The following is a 15,973-nucleotide window of genomic DNA, read 5'->3' on the forward strand; positions in this document are numbered from 1 at the left end:
CGGGACGGGAGGGCTGTGCCGGGGCCGCACATCGCGGGCCCGATTTCAGGCGTGGGCCGCGACGACGCGCATGTGCCGGGCCGGCCCGGACAGGCCGCTGAGGCGAAGGCCGTGCTGGTAGGCGTCGAACCAGTCGCCGTGTTCGGGCACGACCAGCCGGAACGGGCCCTCCAGGGTGGGGGCGACCTCGACCTGGAACCGCCGGGCGTTCAGCAGCAGGTCGATCAGTTCGGCCGGGGCGGAGGTGGACTCGCCGTCGGGGCCGACCGGCCCGTGCAGGACGGCGGGCCCGGCGATGACGTCCTGGCCGCGCATGAGCTCGTTGTGGGCCCACGCCAGGGTCGTGGCCCGCTCGTTGAGCTCCATACCGCGCAGCTTGGCCTCCTCGTTGACGAAGAAGCTGGCGGGCGGGTTCCGCAGGTCCAGGGCCTCGATCGGCCCTTGCACCAGTTCCTGGTACACGCCCAGCCGGTCGTCCTCGAGCGTGAGCGCCCGCAGCGGTTCCTGCAGGCGGGCGGGAATGACGATCACGGTGATCATCGACTCTCCTTCTGTTGCGTTGCTGGAACGAGGAAAGACGCCCCGGTCGGGGCGTCTCAGGTGAGGGACGGTCAGGTCCGCCGGCGCAGACGCCGGTTCAGCAACTGCGCCATGCGCACGCGGCGGGGCGCCGGCTGGAGCGCAGCGGGCGTCGTCGGCACGTGCTGGTCTGTCCGGGTGGGAGGACGCTCAGGCCAGCCGTCGATGCTCTGGTGCATGTCGATACGCGTCAGGTCCACCGCGGGCAGGGGCCGGGGGCCGACTTCAGCGGCCACGCTGACCTCGACGCCTGCGATCCCGCGGTCCAGGATCACGTTGCGCCAGCGGTCCCGGGCGCCTATGGCCGTGCTGCGGCTGTCATAGACCGGACCGACCTGTTCGCCGGGGCCCTGCGGCCAGCGGCGAACCTCGACCCAGAACCTGTTGGCCCGTACCAGCTCCGTGACCAACTCCGGTGACACCGACGTCCACAGACCCCGCCCGTCCCGGAACCCGACGATGACGGCATTGCCGAAGATCAGGGTCTGCCCGCTGGGAGCGATGAAGGAGTCGGGCAGCAACTCCAGGACAGTGCCGTTGAGCAGCTCGCCACGGTTGGCCGCGTCGTCGTCGTACAGCAGGACCGCCATCTGGCGGTCGAGGCCGAACGCGCTGAGGCCGACCGTCGCAGCGGCGGCCCTGTCGTTAATGAACGCGGCCAGGCCGCGGCGGGAGCCAGGTTCGAAGTCCACGACGGCCGCTGGCTGGCGACCGGCCGGGATGACGATGGCTTTGGTCATGCTTCTCCTTGTGTCGTGAGGCAGGGGTGGTGCGGCAGGAACAGCCGAAGACGCCGAGCCGGAGATGTTTTCCGTGTTGTCGGTGTTGCCGGCGTCGTCGGTGTCCTGGATGTGGGCGAGTACCTCACCGGCTGGCCGGCCGGTTGAGCAGCCGCGGCCACGGGCCGGGCCCACTGGGCGGACACTGGCCAGGAACGGACTCGGCCGGCACCTGAAGGGCGCTTCTGGCGCTGAATCGTTCGTGCCAGCCGTCGACGGCCCGCTCGACATCGGCCACCAGCTGGTCCCTGGCCGGTGGCGGCGGGCACGCCCCGACCTCGGCGGCCACGCTGACCTCGGCGCCCAGGATCCCGCGGTTGCGGATGAGGGCGCGCCAGTGCTCCGCGTAGGCCAGGGCGAGCGCACGCTCGCCGAAGACGGGTCCCACCTGTTCGTAGGGATCCTGCGGCGAGGGCCGTACCTCGATCCAGAACCTTTCGTGCTGGACCAGCTGGGTGATCAGGTCCAGCGGGGCTGACGCCCAGTGGCCCTGTGCGTCGCAGAACCCGACGATGACGGCCCCGCCGTGGATCGACCTTTTGCCGCTGGCAGAGATGAACGAGTCCGGCAGCAGCTGCATGACGGTGTGGTTGCGCGGCTCGCCCCGCTCGGCGGCCCTGTCGTCGTACAGCAGCACCGCCATCTGGCGCTCCAGACCGAACGTGCTGCCCAGGTAGTGGTTGACGACGTTCCTGGCATCGTGATCGGGCAGGCGCGGGTGGGCTGCGCCGTCGAAGGACAAGGCGCTGGCGGGGCTGCGATCAGCCGGGATGTGAATGGCTGTGCTCATAGTTCTCCTTCAGTTGGATGGTTTTCAACCGCCGGCGGTGCCGGGACGTGAGCGGGGCACGAGCAACGGGCTGCGAGGACAGTCCTCGGGCTGGTGGCTCGTGAGGTGGGCCGGGCTGCCGTCGGTGTCCCCGCTTGGGGGACCGCAGAGGCAGGACGGACAGGGTGGGCCAGAACAGTCAGGCGCGCCGAGCAGAAAGTGCCGGCAAGAGTGGCGCCCGTGTGTGGATGCCGTGGCGGCGACTGAACTGCGCCGGTGCGGACGTCGGTGAGAGGTTCACCGTGCCTGGCTGAGGCCACGAGCGGAAGCACTGCCGTGTAGCCAATCCGTGCACGGGTGCTGCATCGCGGCGTCCGGTTCGCAACGCCTTGGGCGTCGTGAACAGTGGCCACGTCTGGCGTGTGGACGATCGCCCGGAGCCCGTGACTGCGGGCGGCCTGGGGCACTGGCCTGTTGGTCAGCCGGCGAAACAGCCGTATGTGGTGGGCCGTTGGGGTCGGCAAACAGATGAGCTGGGCCCGGAGGCTGCAGATGCTGGCATCCGGTGCGTGCGACGTGCGCTCGGTTCTGCCGTGCAGGTGGGGCGAGTTGACGTGCGAAGGGAGCTGGTGGCGCAGAGCGCCGGTTCGTGAGCGGATGTTCCGGTGCCGACCGCGGGGGTGGGCGGGCCGGACGTCCGCTGGGTGAACCGGGGAGCCGGTCGTGCGTGGGTGGTGCTGTGCTAAATGAGATTTCAGGATCGGTCGCCCCCGCAGGGCGGACAACTCACCGGTGGCGCCCGTTGGTGCTGTTGGTCCTGCTCAGGGCAACAAGAACCCACCATCGGCCCCCCACGTAGGCAGGCATCGCTACGGTGCCCGGTGTGAGCGTGCCGGTGGTAGCCGCAGTGAACGGTGCAGCCGCTGCTGACGACCGCCCCGTGTCTGCCCGTGTCTATTGATGCAGGGACGGGTTCAGGCGCCGGTCTCGGGGGTGAGCCCGAAGTCGGGGTGCGGTGGCCGGGGCTCGACGCCCCCATCGACCCGGTAGGGCGAGTCGAAGCCCAGGGGCCGGTCCGGGCCGCGCCAGGGTTCGCCGTCGAGGCGCACGTCGATGGTGCGCACCCAGTCCTTGCGCGGCTCGAGGTCCTGCGGGGCCCAGTAGATGAGGGTGGAGGGCCGGCCGTCCTCGGTGAGGGCCCAGGCCTGGAAGTCTCGGGCCACGCCCAGGTGACGCCACCACAGGCGCACGGTCACCGGGGCAGGGTCACAGAACTGGGGGTCGGGGTCGGCGTTGGCGCGCAGGATGCGCGGGACACTGGGCATGGCGCTGCTCCGGGAATGCTCTCCGGCGGCGCCGTGCCGGGTGGTGCTGCGACCCGCCGCGACTTTATCGGTGCCCGCCCACGTGTTGGATCGGCCGGGCGGGTGACGTCGCCGGGCGGCCCCACGGCGACGGCGCCACCACCTGGCCCGCCCCACCCCGGGCGTCGAACTGGCGGGAACTCCTCATGCCCGTTGTGGGTCACGGGGCCGGCGGCCACCCGGCCGCAACGCTCAGCCGACGCCCATACCAGCGGGCCGGGTGGCACCGAGGAGGTTGTCCCACCGGTGGTCCTCGATCCGGACGACCGCGCCGGTGTGCGGGGCGTCGATCATCTGGTTCTCCCCCAGGTACAGGCCGACGTGGTCGACGTCGGCGGTGCTGGAGCCGAAGAAGACCAGGTCACCGGGCTGCAGGCTGTCCAGGGGTACGTGCGGTCCGTGTTCGTACTGCAGCTGGGCGGTGCGCGGCAGGGCGATCCCGGCGGCCCGGTAGGCGGCTGCGGTCAGGCCGGAGCAGTCGAATCCGCGGTCCCCGCGGTCGGGGCCGTTACCGCCCCACTGGTAGGGAAGCCCGAGCTGCTCGCGTGCGAAGTCCAGCGCCCGGCGCACCTCGGTGCTGTCGGTGCTGTTGGTGGCCTGCTGCCGGCAGGAGCCGCTGGTCCACGGACGGGCCGCGGCCCCGGCGAAGGTGGCGGTCACGAGCCGGTCGTGTGGAGCCTTCGACAGGTCGGTGTCGGCCACGTATCCCATGACGAACACCAGCGCGGTCTCCATGTGCTGGGCGTAGGCGCCGGGATGGGCCGAGCGCTGGACGGCCTGGGCGGCGCGGCCGGCCTGCGCCGGGGTGATGAGGGCCGAGTCCCGCCAGCCGGGCACGTCCAGCAGACCGGGCTGACCGCCCTGCCCGCCGGTGAGGAACAGGGCGGTGGCCGCGGCCGGGTCCATCCGCAGCCCTTCGGGCGCCCACGCGGCGCGCTGCTGGAACAGCCCCCGCGAGTCCGGGCCGGCCGTGTCGCCGTGGCCGACGTTGCGCAGGCTCGATTCCTGGATCGCGGTGGCCACGGCGATCACCCAGGCGCGAGGTGGAGCGCCCACCTGACGGGCGGCGGTGATGACGGTGACGGCGTTGGCCCGCTGTTCCTCGTCGAACACCTCGACCAGGGCGGCCAGCTCGTCCAGGTCCTTGGCCCCGTCCCAGATCCCGGCCACGTCGAGGCAGCCGGTGTCGGTCGAGGATTCGCTGAACACGGAGCCGAGAAGCCTGGCCGGCCCGGACAGCAGCGAACTGAGGGCGCTCTGGGCGAGCGCTGCCATCAGGAACAGCGACACCACCATGAGCGCGGCCGCCGCCGCGAGAGCCGGCACCAGCGGGCGATCGTCCATCTGAGGCCTTCCATCGAAAAGACACCCGTCCGCCCCGCGTCACATGGCCCCAGGCGCCGCGGTGCCCTCACGACGGGTGGCGGAAGGAGTGCTGACGCCGGCTGGTGGTCGCCGCGCGAGCGCGTCGACAGGGCTGCGGCGCGGTTGCCTGCCCTGGATCGCCTGCAGGCAACCGCGCCGTGAGCCCAGTCCGTCAGGTCAGTCAGTCGTCGCCGGGGTCACCGGGGTCACCGGGCGCGGGAGCGGTGCACGGGAGCTCCACCGGCGGCAGGTCGGCGTCGGCGGGAATGGCATCCACGCGGTAGTACCGGACGCTGGAGGTCAGCAGCGCCTGGTCCCACTCGGGTGTGCCGTAGTGGATGAAAGCAGCGCGTGCGCGCCGCCAGGCGTTCGGCCCGGCCGGGCGACTGCGTTCGCGGTCTGCGGTGGGAGCGGCGTGGACACCGAACACGCCCAGGCCCCCATCCAGGCGGGCGCAACTGCGCGAGTACGCCGCCTCCAGGGCGGTGGCCGGGCGCATGAACTGGCCCTGCCGGGCGTCGGGAGTGAACACGTAGGTGTCGTAGCGGAACAGGTCGCCGTAGGTGCTGCGGCCGGCTGCTGCGCCGGCCTGGGCAGCGATCAGCTCAGAGACGTCTTGGCGCAGGATCTGCGCCCGCACCCCGTGTTCGCTCAGGACGTGCACCAGGTCGTCGTCGGACACCGACGCCGACGTCTGGGGAAAGCGCTCGCGCAGGGTGGCGAACGCCTGGGGCTCGTCGGCCACCAGGTAGGTGGCGAGCATCTGCCCGGGGGCATCGAGCGTCAGACTGGTCAGGTGCACGGTGGTTCCTCTCGGTTCGGTAAGGGGATCAGTGGGCAGCTGTCGCGACGGGCCGGGCGGCGTGGGGCCAGAAACTGCGAAAGACAGCGAATGGACGTCCGTCAGTCCGCCAGCGCCTGCTCGGCCCGTTGCCGGACCTGGCCAGGATGCTTGGTTGAGGCTCCTGACAGGAGGTTTCGTTGACTCGGTGGGATTCCACAGACCAACGAACCCCTCCTGTTGGAAAGTCTGTTGGTCTGGTTGACGCCGACGATCTGCCTCGGCGGGGTGAAAGTGCTACCGCAAGCGCGGATCCCATGCCAACTACCGGGAAGCCAGAGGCTTTTCGGAGGCAAGGAGCATCAGCCGGCCCGGACCGGTCGGATGGTCCATCTGCTTGGCCTGTCAGGGCGGGAGAAAGAGCCGTTTCCGTTGGTCTGGCTAGTAGTCCATGATGTGGCGCTGCAGGTACCGGCTCGATGTGTCATGTTTTCTGCTGAAGGAGATCCTGGTGGACCGCCCCGCCATCGATGTGACTGACCACAGCGAGTTCGACGCCTTCGTCGTGGTGCGCACCGACTACGACCGTCCGCAGGCATGGGCCGCGATCCAGCAGGAGCTGGTCCCGGCGGATGCTGCCGAAGGCCATATGCCCATCCCGTTGCTGGTCGACGATCCGGTCTGGGCTGGCGCGGGGTTGCAGGCCGTGATCGAGGCCCTGGCCATCCCTGCCGGCGAGGAAGGACCCAGCGTCGTGCTGCTGGCCGACTCCATCGCGATGACGTCCGACACGCATCAACTTCTGGCCGTGGACATCCGCCGGCTGCTCGATCCGCACGAGGACGAGGAACCTGAGGATGACGAGCTCGAGGAGGACGAGGACTGGGAGGAAGTTCCGTACTTCGGAAGGATTTCGGCGGCCCGGGCCGCATCCATGGCTGTCAATATTGCCTTGGCCAACATGGACTTCTTTGAACTGATCGAGGCCGAGGCCTGAGCACCCACTACCTCTGAGGGCGGGGCGGTCCTGGGTCGAGGTACCAGCGCAGCGCGCGGGTGGCCGGTAGCTGGGCCAGCGTCAGCCGGGGCCCGCTGCCGGGCCCGGCGGGCTCGCCGGTGCCCGGGGTGTTTCCGGGCCAGGGTGGGGGCACTCGCCACCAGACGGCTCCTGCCGGTCCCAGCGGCTCCTGGTCGGCTATCTGGTGCTCATAGGTGGTGAACACCTGCAGGTCGCTCCAGGTGAAGGACAGGTTAAGCGCACTGGGCAACCGCCGCGTCGGCATCCTGCACGGCTGCCTAAGCCACCACACCAGCTACGAGGAGACGGTCGCCTGGGCCAATCAGACCGCTCAGGACCAGGCTGCTTGACACGTTAGAACCGTGGGATGTCTAGAGCCTTCGAAGGGCAGCAAATGGACGTCGCCCAGCCCGGCAGTGCCCAGCTCGGCTTGGGCGCCGGTCCTGCCCAGGATTTTTGGTCCTGGCTGCTGACGGGAGGTTTGGTTGGCGCGGTGGGCGTCTCCGAACCAACGATGTTCTCGTTGGTGGGTTTCTGTTGGCCCGGTTGACGCCAACAATCCGCTACGGGGGATCACAAGGGGCATCTCGAGGGCAGATCCCGCGCACCGAAAGGTTTTTCTCGCGCAACGCTGCTGCATCGTGCAGGAGAGGGCGGTGCTGGGCCCGGATGGGCACCGGGTCACCGGTCAGCTGTGCCGCGCAGTAGTCCAAGATGTGGCGATGTAAGAATTGGCCCGAATGGGAGCGTTCGCTGCTGAAGGAGATTCTGTTGGACCGCCCCGCCATTGACGTGCGTGACCACAGCGAGTTCGACGCCCTCGTGGTGCGCACCGATTACGACCATCCGGACGCCTGGGCCGCGATCCGGCAAGAACTGGCCCGGCCGATGGATATCCCCGAAGCCGACCCGCCCAACCCTCTGGTGGTCGACGATCCGGCCTGGGCCGGGGCGAGCTGGGAGGAAGTGATCGCGGCCCTGTCCGTCCCCTCCGGCGAGGAAAGGCCCAGCGTCGTGCTGCTGGCCGACTCCATCGCGATGACGTCCGAGACTCATCAGCTTCTGGCCGTAGACGTCGACCGACTGCTCGATCCGGAGGAGGACGACGACGAACCTGACGGCGAGGAACTCGAGGATGACGAGGCCTGGGACGGGCGGGAAGCGCCACTTGTGGGCAGGGTTTCAGCGAGCCAAGCCGAATCGATGGCCGTCAATCTTGCTCTGGCCAACATGGACTTCGACGAATTCATCGAGGCTGAGGCCTGAGCAGGCCCTATCTCTGAGGGCGCGGTGGCCCGCCGGTGCGGCGGGCCTGTTCCCGTAAGGGGTGCAGGGGGTCGTCGGTAGGGCGGGGCGGTCCTGGGTCGAGGTACCAGCGCAGGGCCCGGGTGGCCGGTAGCTGGGCCAGCGTCAGCCGGGGCCCGCTGCCGGGCCCGGCGGGCTCGCCGGTGCCCGGGGTGTTTCCGGGCCAGGGTGGGGGCACTCGCCACCAGACGGCTCCTGCCGGTCCCAGCGGCTCCTGGTCGGCTATCTGGTGCTGGTTGGTGGTGAACACCTGTAGGTCGCTCCAGGTGAAGGACAGGTTCAGCACGTGTCCGCTGCCGGAGAGCGGGAACCCGTTCAGAGCCCGGTGCACGTTCAGCTCCCGCCCCGGCGTGGGCAGCACGAACAGCAGCAGCCAGTCCGGGCCGACCCGCTCGTCCCGAAGCCGCTGGTAGACGCCCACCTTGCCCACCACGCGCTCGAGAGTCTCGGTCCCCCGGTCGTACTCCAGGTAGAAGCCCACCCGGTACGGCCGCGGCGAGCCGGGCAGTTCAGCGGCCGGCGGCCCGGCTGGATCCGGGGAGTCATCGTCGCCGTCCGACCCACCGGCGGAACCAGGCCCGGCATCCGGCGCCAACTCCTCGTCAGGGGCTGCAGTGGACTGGCCCGCTGGCGCGGGCTCCGAAGCGGAGCCGAGACTGAGCTGGGCGGCCACGGTGCTGGGCGGCTCAAGGCTAAGCGGTTTCGTGAGAGACGGTTTCGTAGCTGACGGACCCGTGCCGGGCGAGTCCGTGCCAGGCAAGTCCGTGCCAGGCAAGTCCGTGCCCGTCGAGTCCGCGCCGGCCGGGACCGTGCCAGGCAAGTCCGTGCCCGTCGAGTCCGCGCCGGCCGGGACCGTGCCAGGCAAGTCCGTGCCCGTCGAGTCCGCGCCGGCCGGGACCGTGCCAGGCGAGTTCGTGATAGGTGGATCCGTGGCGGGGGCATGGCTGCTGGGCGCCCTGGGTACGGGGCCGGTGCGGTGGTACTCCCAGACGCCGTGTCCGTCGGGGCGCACCTGCAGGTCAAGGGTGTTGGCCGTGTGGGCCGGTGACCACCAGCGGGCCAGCCGGTAGCAGCCCGGCGGATGCTGCCCCTCCCCCGGCTCCTGCGCCGATTTCATCCAGGAAACCGGTTCCGCCTGCTGCGGGGGCACCGCGCGGCCGAACCGCCCACGGGCCGGGTGATTGCCGGTTCCGGGCGGCGAATCGGTGGTCTCGTCGTCGGGGCCGCTGAGGATGCGCCCGGCCCGGATCAGCTCGACGAAGAAGTCGTGGATGCCGTCGGTGTGGGCCAGCTGCGAGCTTCCGGCCACGGCTTCGTTGCGGGCCTGCAACTGCCGGGCCGTCATGGGTTTGTCGTGCTCGTAGGAGGCCGCCCAGCGGTTGCCGAAGTCGGCTAGGACCCAGTGCACGGGCAGCAGCAGACCGGCCCGCCGGACCTGGAAACGGTCGATCCATCCCTGGCGCTGCAGCAGGCCCAGCCGGCGGCGGGTGGCGTGGGGCGAGGCAGCGACAAGGTCACCGATCTGGGCGGTGGTCAGGGTGGCGTGGCGGTACAGGTGCAGCAGGATGACCTCGTCGCGGGCCTGGAGATGCCAGGCCTGTTTCAGCCACTGCCCCACTGCCTCCCGGCCCGGCCGTGCCCGGCGGGCCGCAGACTCGCGTTTGCGCGGCGCCCTGGGGGCCGGCGGGCCTGTTCTGCCCGACTGTCCCGCCTCTGCTCCGTCCGTTGCCGGGGTTGCCGGGGTTGGGCCTGCGCTGGCGGCCCGGTCTGGTGCCGGGGTCAGCGGCTCAGGCAGTTCGTCCTTCACCAGGGCCTCCCACCAATGGGATCGGCAACGCACGCACCGGCCGCCCCGAAACCGCCCCCGGCCACTCAGGCAGTCTCACCGGCCCGGCCGCAGGGCACGAGCCAGGCCGGTGGGGCTGGTTCATGCGCGTGAGCAACCAGCCGATCCGGCGTGCGTGCAGTGCGGTGTGCTGGGCCGTGTACGGCACTCCCTCCCGGGGTATCTCCCTCAGAGATAGTCGGACCTGCCCGCACCGCGGTCGGCGCCACACAACCGGCCCGTGACCTGCCCTGTTGGCGCTGTTGGTGGGACGGCTCACGGACCGGGGGCGTTCACCCCGGTGCGAAGGGATCTGAGAAGGGGTGAACGCAGGGGCCTGAGAAGGGGTGCGCAGGCGGCAGTGGGCGCCCTCTCTCGCTCGTTTCATCACCACGGCTGCCCGTCGTGCGATGCCTGCGGCGACCTTATGGAGGGGCCGGGCGAGGACTGGGGCGCCGGCGCGGTGGCGGCGACGTGCTGGCGCCATCTCATCCGGGCGCCGGGGGCGATCTGGCCCAGCGGGACGGTGCTCATGGTGAACGGTTGCGCCACCCGGTTGCCGGCCAGGACCCGCACGGCCGCGGTGTAGGCCGACAGCCGGGACAGGTCCCGTTCGCTCAGGTAGGGCTCGGTGTGCTGGGCCATCTGGCGGGCGTCACGGGGCGAGGCGGTGAAGAAGACCTTGGTGCGGGCGTTCGCGGCCAGGGCCTGCTGGCCGGCGGTGTCGAACTGGTCGAGGTTCTGGTGGGCCAGGACCATCGACAGGTGGAAGGCCCGCGCCTGGGGCAGCATGTCCTCGAGGCTGGTGTCCAGGTTCAGCATGGTGTGGGCCTCGTCGACGTACAGGGCCGCGTCGCGGCGCTGCGACTCCGGCAGGGCGGCACGGGCCGTGGCCGCCTGCCAGACCAGCGACACGATCAGGGATCCCACCAGGCGTGCGGTCTCCGAGCCCATCTCTCCCGAGGGCAGGCGGCAGATGAGGATGCCGCCGTCCAGGACCTGGCCCATGTCGAAGGTCGAGGTGTCCCCGGCGAAGGTGTGGGTGGCAAAGGGGCGCATCAACACCTGCCGCAGCCGGGCCCGCGCCGAGCCGGTGTGCTGCTCCACCGCCCCGGACAGCATCCACGTCTCGAAGCGGTTCCAGAAATCCTGCAGGCCGGGGTTGTCGGCGACGTTGGCCGTCAGTTCCCGGCGCAGCGCGGTGTCGGTGAGCAGGCGGGGAATGACGTCCAGCCGGTTGCGGTCCGAGCGCATGAGGGTCAGGCAGCAGGCGCGCAGGGTCTCGTCCATCCGTGGCCCCCAGTAGTCGCGGAAGATGTTGCGGAAGATGCTGACCACCGTGTCGACGGCCACCTCCGGGTTGTGCCGGCCGGCCTCCAGCGGGTTGAACCGGGCCGACCCGCCGCCGTGCTCCTGCTGGCCGGGGTCGATGAGCGTCAGCCGTGGCAGGGCGCCGGCGGGCAGCCGGTCCAGAATGTCCAGCGCCAGGTCGCCTTTGGGGTCGATGACGACCACGCCCCGCCCGGCGTGCACGTCGGCCAGGACCATCCGGGCGATCAGGGTGCTCTTGCCGACGCCGGTGGATCCCACGACGTGCACGTGCTGGCGGGCATCAGTCACGCTCAGGCCCACCGCCTGATCGCCCAGGTTGCTGCGGCCCAGCACTTTCACGTCCCGGCCGCCGGAGAGCACCTCGGCGGGCGGCGGGACCATGCGCGCCCCGGCCCGCTCCAGCCCCAGCACGGCCAGGCCGGTGGGAACCGCTGCCAGACGGGCCAGTTCGGGCAGGCCCAGGACGAACGGCCGGCCCATGAAGCGCCGGTTCACGGCCTCGAGCGGCTCGTGCAGGTCACGGCCGGCGAACTGGTTGGTGGCGTTGTGCACCCCCAGGGCGTCGGCCATCGCCCGGGCCTTCAGGCTCACCGCCGCCTGCGCAGCAGGATCTGCACCTGCACGGCGAGCCCCACGAGCCGGCCACCAGGTGCGCCGGGCAGGGCCCGGAACCGACTGCGTCACGGCGTGACCTGCCCCGTCACGCGCACCGGTGACCTGAGCGGAGCCGCCGGCTCCCTCGTCCAGCGGGCTGGTGCGGCGCTGGCCAGGTGCGCGAGCCACGACGACGCGCACACTGACCTCCAGCCAGGGCCCGATCGCAGCCTTCTCCACCGCGTCGCGCCGTTGCCGGGTCGCGACCGGATCCAGCACAGGCCCGGACGTCCTGCTCCCGTTGGGCCCGTAGAGCCCTGGCGATGCGGAACCGGAACGAACCGAGGACGAGCGCGAGGAGACACTCCGCGCACCACCAGAAGGGCCCGGGATGACCGCATCGAGGATCATCCACAGCACCGTGAACGCCGCCTCCGCCGCGACCATGAGGGCGCGTGCGCTCCAGGTCAGTCCGGTCTCCATCGCCCGCAGTCCGACGGAACCTGCCCCGAACGCGTCACTCCTGCCCCCGGAAGCGCCCCGCCGCAGCCGGGACTCGGCCCGGTAACTGGCCAGGCGCACACAGAACTGCACGCAGGACGTCTCGTTGCGCTGGAGGCGGGCGCCCTGCTCCAGCAGGGCCCGCATCGGATCGATCGATGGGCCCTCCTGAACGGCGAACGGCATCCAGTCGGCCCGCCGCGTCTGCAACCACAGGCCTGCCTGCGCGAGCGTCCCCTCCCGGCCTCCGGAAGCACCAGCCTGCACGGCGATCGCCGGTCCGGCGTCACGGATGCGGGTGTCCGCCCCGTCCCAGGCCGCCCTCAGGGCTGCCGCGAACGCCTGCGCGTCCAGTACTCCCGGCACCCAGACGACGATCTCCAGGCGCACGCCCACCCGCCGCAGCTCCATGCTGACGTGGGCGGGTCCCAGCCACGGCCGGCGGCGCGGCAGGTGCCTGAGCAGGGTGGCGACCTGGCTCCACCACAGGTGCGCCCCGGCCGGGTCCACCTCCAGCGGCAGGTACAGGACGATCTCCTTCGCACCGTCCACCAGCCGCCGGTGACGCCACGTGCGCCAGCGGCGCAGCAGATTCAGCGACAGGACGAGGAGGAGGGCGAGCAGGATGCCGGTCAGCACCCCCAGCACGACGCTTCGGCCGGGATGCGCCTGAGCCCACAGCACGACGCCGCTGATGCTCTCGCGCCACTGGTCCAGGCGTTCACCGACCGGATCCGAGGGCCGGGGAACCTCAGCCGACGAGGGTGGGGCGAAACGCGTTTCCACGATCACGGTCTCTCCTTCAGGTGGACTCGGTGCCCGGCGGGGCAGGTCGACAGGACCGTGCCGATGGGCGGGCTGGGTGAGGCGCTCTGGCGAGCGCCGGCGGCCCGATGGCCCGTGTCTCGGTGTCTGGCGTGTAAGTGATCGGCCGCCCCGGCCGCCCCATCTGCCCGGCCGCCCCCGGTGGATCCGGTCGTCCTGGTGGATCCGGTGGATCCCGTGGGCCCCGTGAATCCCGTGGGTGGGGCCGCTGTTGGCCGGTGGATGTGTGGGTGGCGTTGACCGGAGCGTTGTTGCACTGGTTGAAGCTGGTAGCCGTGTTGGCGCAGTGGGTCCGGTGACCGTGTTGGCTCGCTGGCCTGTTGGTCGGTCGGCCTGTTGGTCGGATGGCCTGTTGGTCGGATGGCCTGTTGGGTTGTTGCTCTGTGGGCTCGTTGACCTGTTGGTGGCTCGGACGTCATTCAGCTCAGCCACGTCAGGCCGGCTCGTGTGGGTCGCGCGGTGGGGCGGCTGCGATCTGGTGTTCCAGCGTCGAGGCAACGATCTGGACCGGTACCCGCCCCTCGGCCAGCAGGAGTCCTTCCCCGCGCCGGGCCGTGGTCAGGAACCGGGCCTCGCCGGGGCTGAGGGCGCACGCCCGCGTCAGGTCTCCGATGGCCTGCGGGGCCTGGTGCAGCAGCAGGACGCTGGCGGCGTTGGCCAGGATCACCTGCCCCAGTTCGCTGCCCAGCAGGTCGACCACGTCGGGGGTGATGAGGGTCAGCCCGGCCTGCCGTTTGCGGGAGGTCTTGGCCAGGCGGGCCAGGAAACGTGCCCCGGCCGGTTCGGACAGCAGCAGTGACGCCTCGTCGACCACCACGACCTGCCGCGGGCGAGCACCCGCCTGCGCCCCCGGTGCCCCCGGTCCCCCTGCCCTGCCGTCCGGGGATGGGCGCGCCTGCGCGGCCGCGGGCTCCTGTAGGTCCTCCCGACTCATGTCCCCGCTGCCGTGAGTGTTGTGCGATCGGTGACCACGGACGTCCGTAAGCCCTTGGTCTGTGGAGGCGCCAACGCGGCCCGGCGGGGTGCGGCGGTCCACCGAGCGCCAGATCGCATCGACGGCCAGGAGCATTCCGGCGGGGCGCAGTTCCTCGGCCAGCAGGCGGGTGGACCAGACGACCAGGTGCCCCTGGTCCGGGTCCAGACCTTGCTCGCGGTGCCGGTCAGGATGCGTGTCGATGTGCCCCCGCCGGGGTGCCACCGCCCCTGCGGTGGCGGGCATCTGGTGCCCGTTGCGGTCCGGGCCGGCGGTCTGCGGCGGTGCCCCTGCGGGGTCGTGGAACAGCCTGCTGAACGAACCGGTGACCCACGGCGCGAGGCGTGCCGCGAGCGTCGCCGCGGCGCCGGGCGTCCCCGGGACGCCCGTCCCGGGGGCGCTCACCGGGTACTGCGCCCCGCCGAGCTGCGCCCTGCCGAACTGTCCCTCTGCCGGCGTGCTCGGTGGTGCCCCTGCAGATCCGCTCGAGTGTGCCCCTGTCCGATGCCCCTGACGGTCGGAACCTGTGAGCTCGTCCGTCCCCGTGACCCCGCCCCTGGTGCCCTCCCCCTCGAACTCGTCGTCCCAGGCTCGGCCGGCCGGTGCCCCCACAGCCGCGCCCCACGGTGCCGTGCGGGGTGCCCCTGAAGATGTGCCCTCCCAGGGGCTCCACGGGGTGCCCTCCCAGGTGCCCACCGGGGTGTCATCCGGGATGCCTTCGGGGGCGCCTGCCGGGGGCCGCTGTGCAGGGGGCGCGTCGTCCGCAGTTCCCTCGGCCTGGTCCTGCAGGGCGGCGAGGAGGTCGCGCATCGTGGGGGCGGCCTGGTGCCAGGTGCGGGGGTCAGCGGTGATCCCCGCCCGGGCGTAGGCGCCCCGCACCGCCACGTCCAGGACAGCCCTCTCGTGCGGGGGCAGGGGCTCGCCGAGCAGGACGTCGACGAGGGTGTGCAGGAACAGGCAGCGGCGGGTGTAGGCGTCCGGGTCGCCCGCCGGCAGGGTCAGGGGGTTCAGGTGCACGCCGGGGGCGCCCAGTTCGATGACCGTCCCACCGACCCGCTCGGCCAGGTGCAGGTACTCACGTTCGGGGTCGATGACGGCGACCCGGGTGCCCCGGTACAGCTCGCGCAGGATCGACACCTTGACCGCGTACGACTTACCGGCACCCGAGCGGGCCAGGACGACCATGTTGTGGTTGTCCAGGCTCCAGCGGTCCAGGCCCACCACGGCGCCCGAGGCCAGGTTCAGCCCGACCAGGACGCCGCCGACACCGACATTGGGCACGTGCGGTTCCAGGGGCAACGGGCCGGGCAGGTCCGGGCTGGACAGCGGTGAGGCCGCGGCCAGGGCGTCGGTGTCCATGATCCGGCGGGTGCCGGCCTGGTTGAGCCCCAGCGGCAGGGTGCTCGTCCAGCCCTGCTGCTGGCGCCAGGTCATCACGTGGGTCCGCAGCAGCATGGCCGCCGCAGCCGCCTGCAGGTCCTCCACGTCCTCCTGCAGGGCCTCGCGGCTGCGGGCGTGGACCGTCAGCACCACCGAGGTGAAGAACAACCGCGACTCGCCCCGGGCCACCTTGTCGGCCAGGTCCTGCGCGTCCTGACTCGCGGCCTCGGTCAACGGGTCCTCCAGGGCGCCGCGCTCGGCCTGCAGGCGCCGGGTGGACTCCATCCGAACCCGCTGCCGCCGGATCCGGGCCGTGGCGGTGGCCGCCGGGATGGGATCGACGAACAGGCTGACGTCCACCACGCCCGGCCACGAGGTCAGGGGCCGCAGCCAGGCCATCGACACCTCGGCCGGGAACCCGTCGACCATCAGGCTCGCCGACCAGCCACCGCCTACCCGCAGGTGGTCCGGGGCCACGTCGATCAGCCCGTCCCGCAGGACGTCGGCGGGCGGTTCGTTCGCGAGTGGTGCGGACGGCCCGGGATGTTCGCCGCGCACCACCGGGTCCCCGGCGTGGAGCGCT

Annotated in this window: 12 protein-coding genes; 2 read left to right on the top strand and 10 right to left on the bottom strand. The window is 71.4% G+C overall.

The features are described from left to right. Nucleotides 1-45: 45 nt before the first annotated feature. The 6 genes from QSK18_RS33300 to QSK18_RS33325 all read right to left on the bottom strand — a co-directional run bounded on the left by QSK18_RS33300 (nucleotide 46) and on the right by QSK18_RS33325 (nucleotide 5,658). Nucleotides 46-540, bottom strand: a complete 495-nt coding sequence (locus QSK18_RS33300) for a DUF3846 domain-containing protein (RefSeq protein WP_232814463.1) — start codon at nucleotides 538-540, stop codon at nucleotides 46-48. 71 nt (nucleotides 541-611) lie between these two features. Then, nucleotides 612-1,319, bottom strand: coding sequence for a hypothetical protein (locus tag QSK18_RS33305; protein WP_232814462.1), 708 nt, complete (start codon nucleotides 1,317-1,319; stop codon nucleotides 612-614). Between the two features lie 124 nt (nucleotides 1,320-1,443). Next, complete coding sequence (locus QSK18_RS33310; RefSeq protein ID WP_285627678.1) at nucleotides 1,444-2,148, bottom strand: hypothetical protein; 705 nt, start codon at nucleotides 2,146-2,148, stop codon at nucleotides 1,444-1,446. Between the two features lie 953 nt (nucleotides 2,149-3,101). Continuing rightward, entirely contained in the window at nucleotides 3,102-3,452 is a 351-nt protein-coding gene (locus QSK18_RS33315) for a hypothetical protein (RefSeq protein ID WP_232814460.1), read from the bottom strand. 231 nt (nucleotides 3,453-3,683) lie between these two features. Continuing rightward, nucleotides 3,684-4,835: an NlpC/P60 family protein gene (locus tag QSK18_RS33320; protein ID WP_232814459.1), complete on the bottom strand. Its 1,152-nt coding sequence runs from the start codon at nucleotides 4,833-4,835 to the stop codon at nucleotides 3,684-3,686. Nucleotides 4,836-5,037: 202 nt separating this feature from the next. After that, complete coding sequence (locus QSK18_RS33325; RefSeq protein WP_285627683.1) at nucleotides 5,038-5,658, bottom strand: hypothetical protein; 621 nt, start codon at nucleotides 5,656-5,658, stop codon at nucleotides 5,038-5,040. A 490-nt stretch (nucleotides 5,659-6,148) separates the two neighbouring features. On the opposite strand from QSK18_RS33325, the gene QSK18_RS33330 reads away from it, so the two are divergent. After that, nucleotides 6,149-6,634, top strand: a complete 486-nt coding sequence (locus tag QSK18_RS33330; protein WP_232814457.1) for a DUF6924 domain-containing protein — start codon at nucleotides 6,149-6,151, stop codon at nucleotides 6,632-6,634. A 7-nt stretch (nucleotides 6,635-6,641) separates the two neighbouring features. On the opposite strand, the gene QSK18_RS33335 is transcribed toward QSK18_RS33330, so the two are convergent. Then, complete coding sequence (locus tag QSK18_RS33335; RefSeq protein WP_232814490.1) at nucleotides 6,642-6,905, bottom strand: hypothetical protein; 264 nt, start codon at nucleotides 6,903-6,905, stop codon at nucleotides 6,642-6,644. A gap of 521 nt (nucleotides 6,906-7,426) precedes the next feature. Between QSK18_RS33335 and QSK18_RS33340 the strand changes: the two genes are divergently transcribed. After that, the gene (locus QSK18_RS33340; protein WP_232814456.1) at nucleotides 7,427-7,921 is read left to right on the top strand and encodes a DUF6924 domain-containing protein; all 495 of its coding nucleotides are present in this window, start codon (nucleotides 7,427-7,429) and stop codon (nucleotides 7,919-7,921) included. Nucleotides 7,922-7,928: 7 nt separating this feature from the next. On the opposite strand, the gene QSK18_RS33345 is transcribed toward QSK18_RS33340, so the two are convergent. The 3 genes from QSK18_RS33345 to QSK18_RS33355 all read right to left on the bottom strand — a co-directional run bounded on the left by QSK18_RS33345 (nucleotide 7,929) and on the right by QSK18_RS33355 (nucleotide 15,948). After that, nucleotides 7,929-9,578, bottom strand: a complete 1,650-nt coding sequence (locus QSK18_RS33345) for a replication-relaxation family protein (RefSeq protein WP_285627690.1) — start codon at nucleotides 9,576-9,578, stop codon at nucleotides 7,929-7,931. 594 nt (nucleotides 9,579-10,172) lie between these two features. Beyond that, complete coding sequence (locus tag QSK18_RS33350) at nucleotides 10,173-13,004, bottom strand: type IV secretory system conjugative DNA transfer family protein (RefSeq protein WP_285627693.1); 2,832 nt, start codon at nucleotides 13,002-13,004, stop codon at nucleotides 10,173-10,175. 466 nt (nucleotides 13,005-13,470) lie between these two features. After that, a complete protein-coding gene (locus QSK18_RS33355; RefSeq protein WP_285627696.1) occupies nucleotides 13,471-15,948 on the bottom strand; it encodes a VirB4 family type IV secretion system protein in 2,478 nt (825 codons plus the stop codon). Nucleotides 15,949-15,973: the final 25 nt, after the last annotated feature.

The sequence above is a fragment of the Kineosporia sp. NBRC 101677 genome (assembly GCF_030269265.1).
Lineage (GTDB): Bacteria > Actinomycetota > Actinomycetes > Actinomycetales > Kineosporiaceae > Kineosporia > Kineosporia rhizophila.

What these genes read in the sequence shown, in the direction of transcription:
- QSK18_RS33310 (WP_285627678.1), bottom strand. Translation starts at nt 2,148, where the DNA reads ATGAGCACAGCCATTCACATCCCGGCTGATCGCAGCCCCGCCAGCGCC.
- QSK18_RS33315 (WP_232814460.1), bottom strand. Translation starts at nt 3,452, where the DNA reads ATGCCCAGTGTCCCGCGCATCCTGCGCGCCAACGCCGACCCCGACCCC.
- QSK18_RS33305 (WP_232814462.1), bottom strand. Translation starts at nt 1,319, where the DNA reads ATGACCAAAGCCATCGTCATCCCGGCCGGTCGCCAGCCAGCGGCCGTC.
- QSK18_RS33320 (WP_232814459.1), bottom strand. Translation starts at nt 4,835, where the DNA reads ATGGACGATCGCCCGCTGGTGCCGGCTCTCGCGGCGGCGGCCGCGCTC.
- QSK18_RS33300 (WP_232814463.1), bottom strand. Translation starts at nt 540, where the DNA reads ATGATCACCGTGATCGTCATTCCCGCCCGCCTGCAGGAACCGCTGCGG.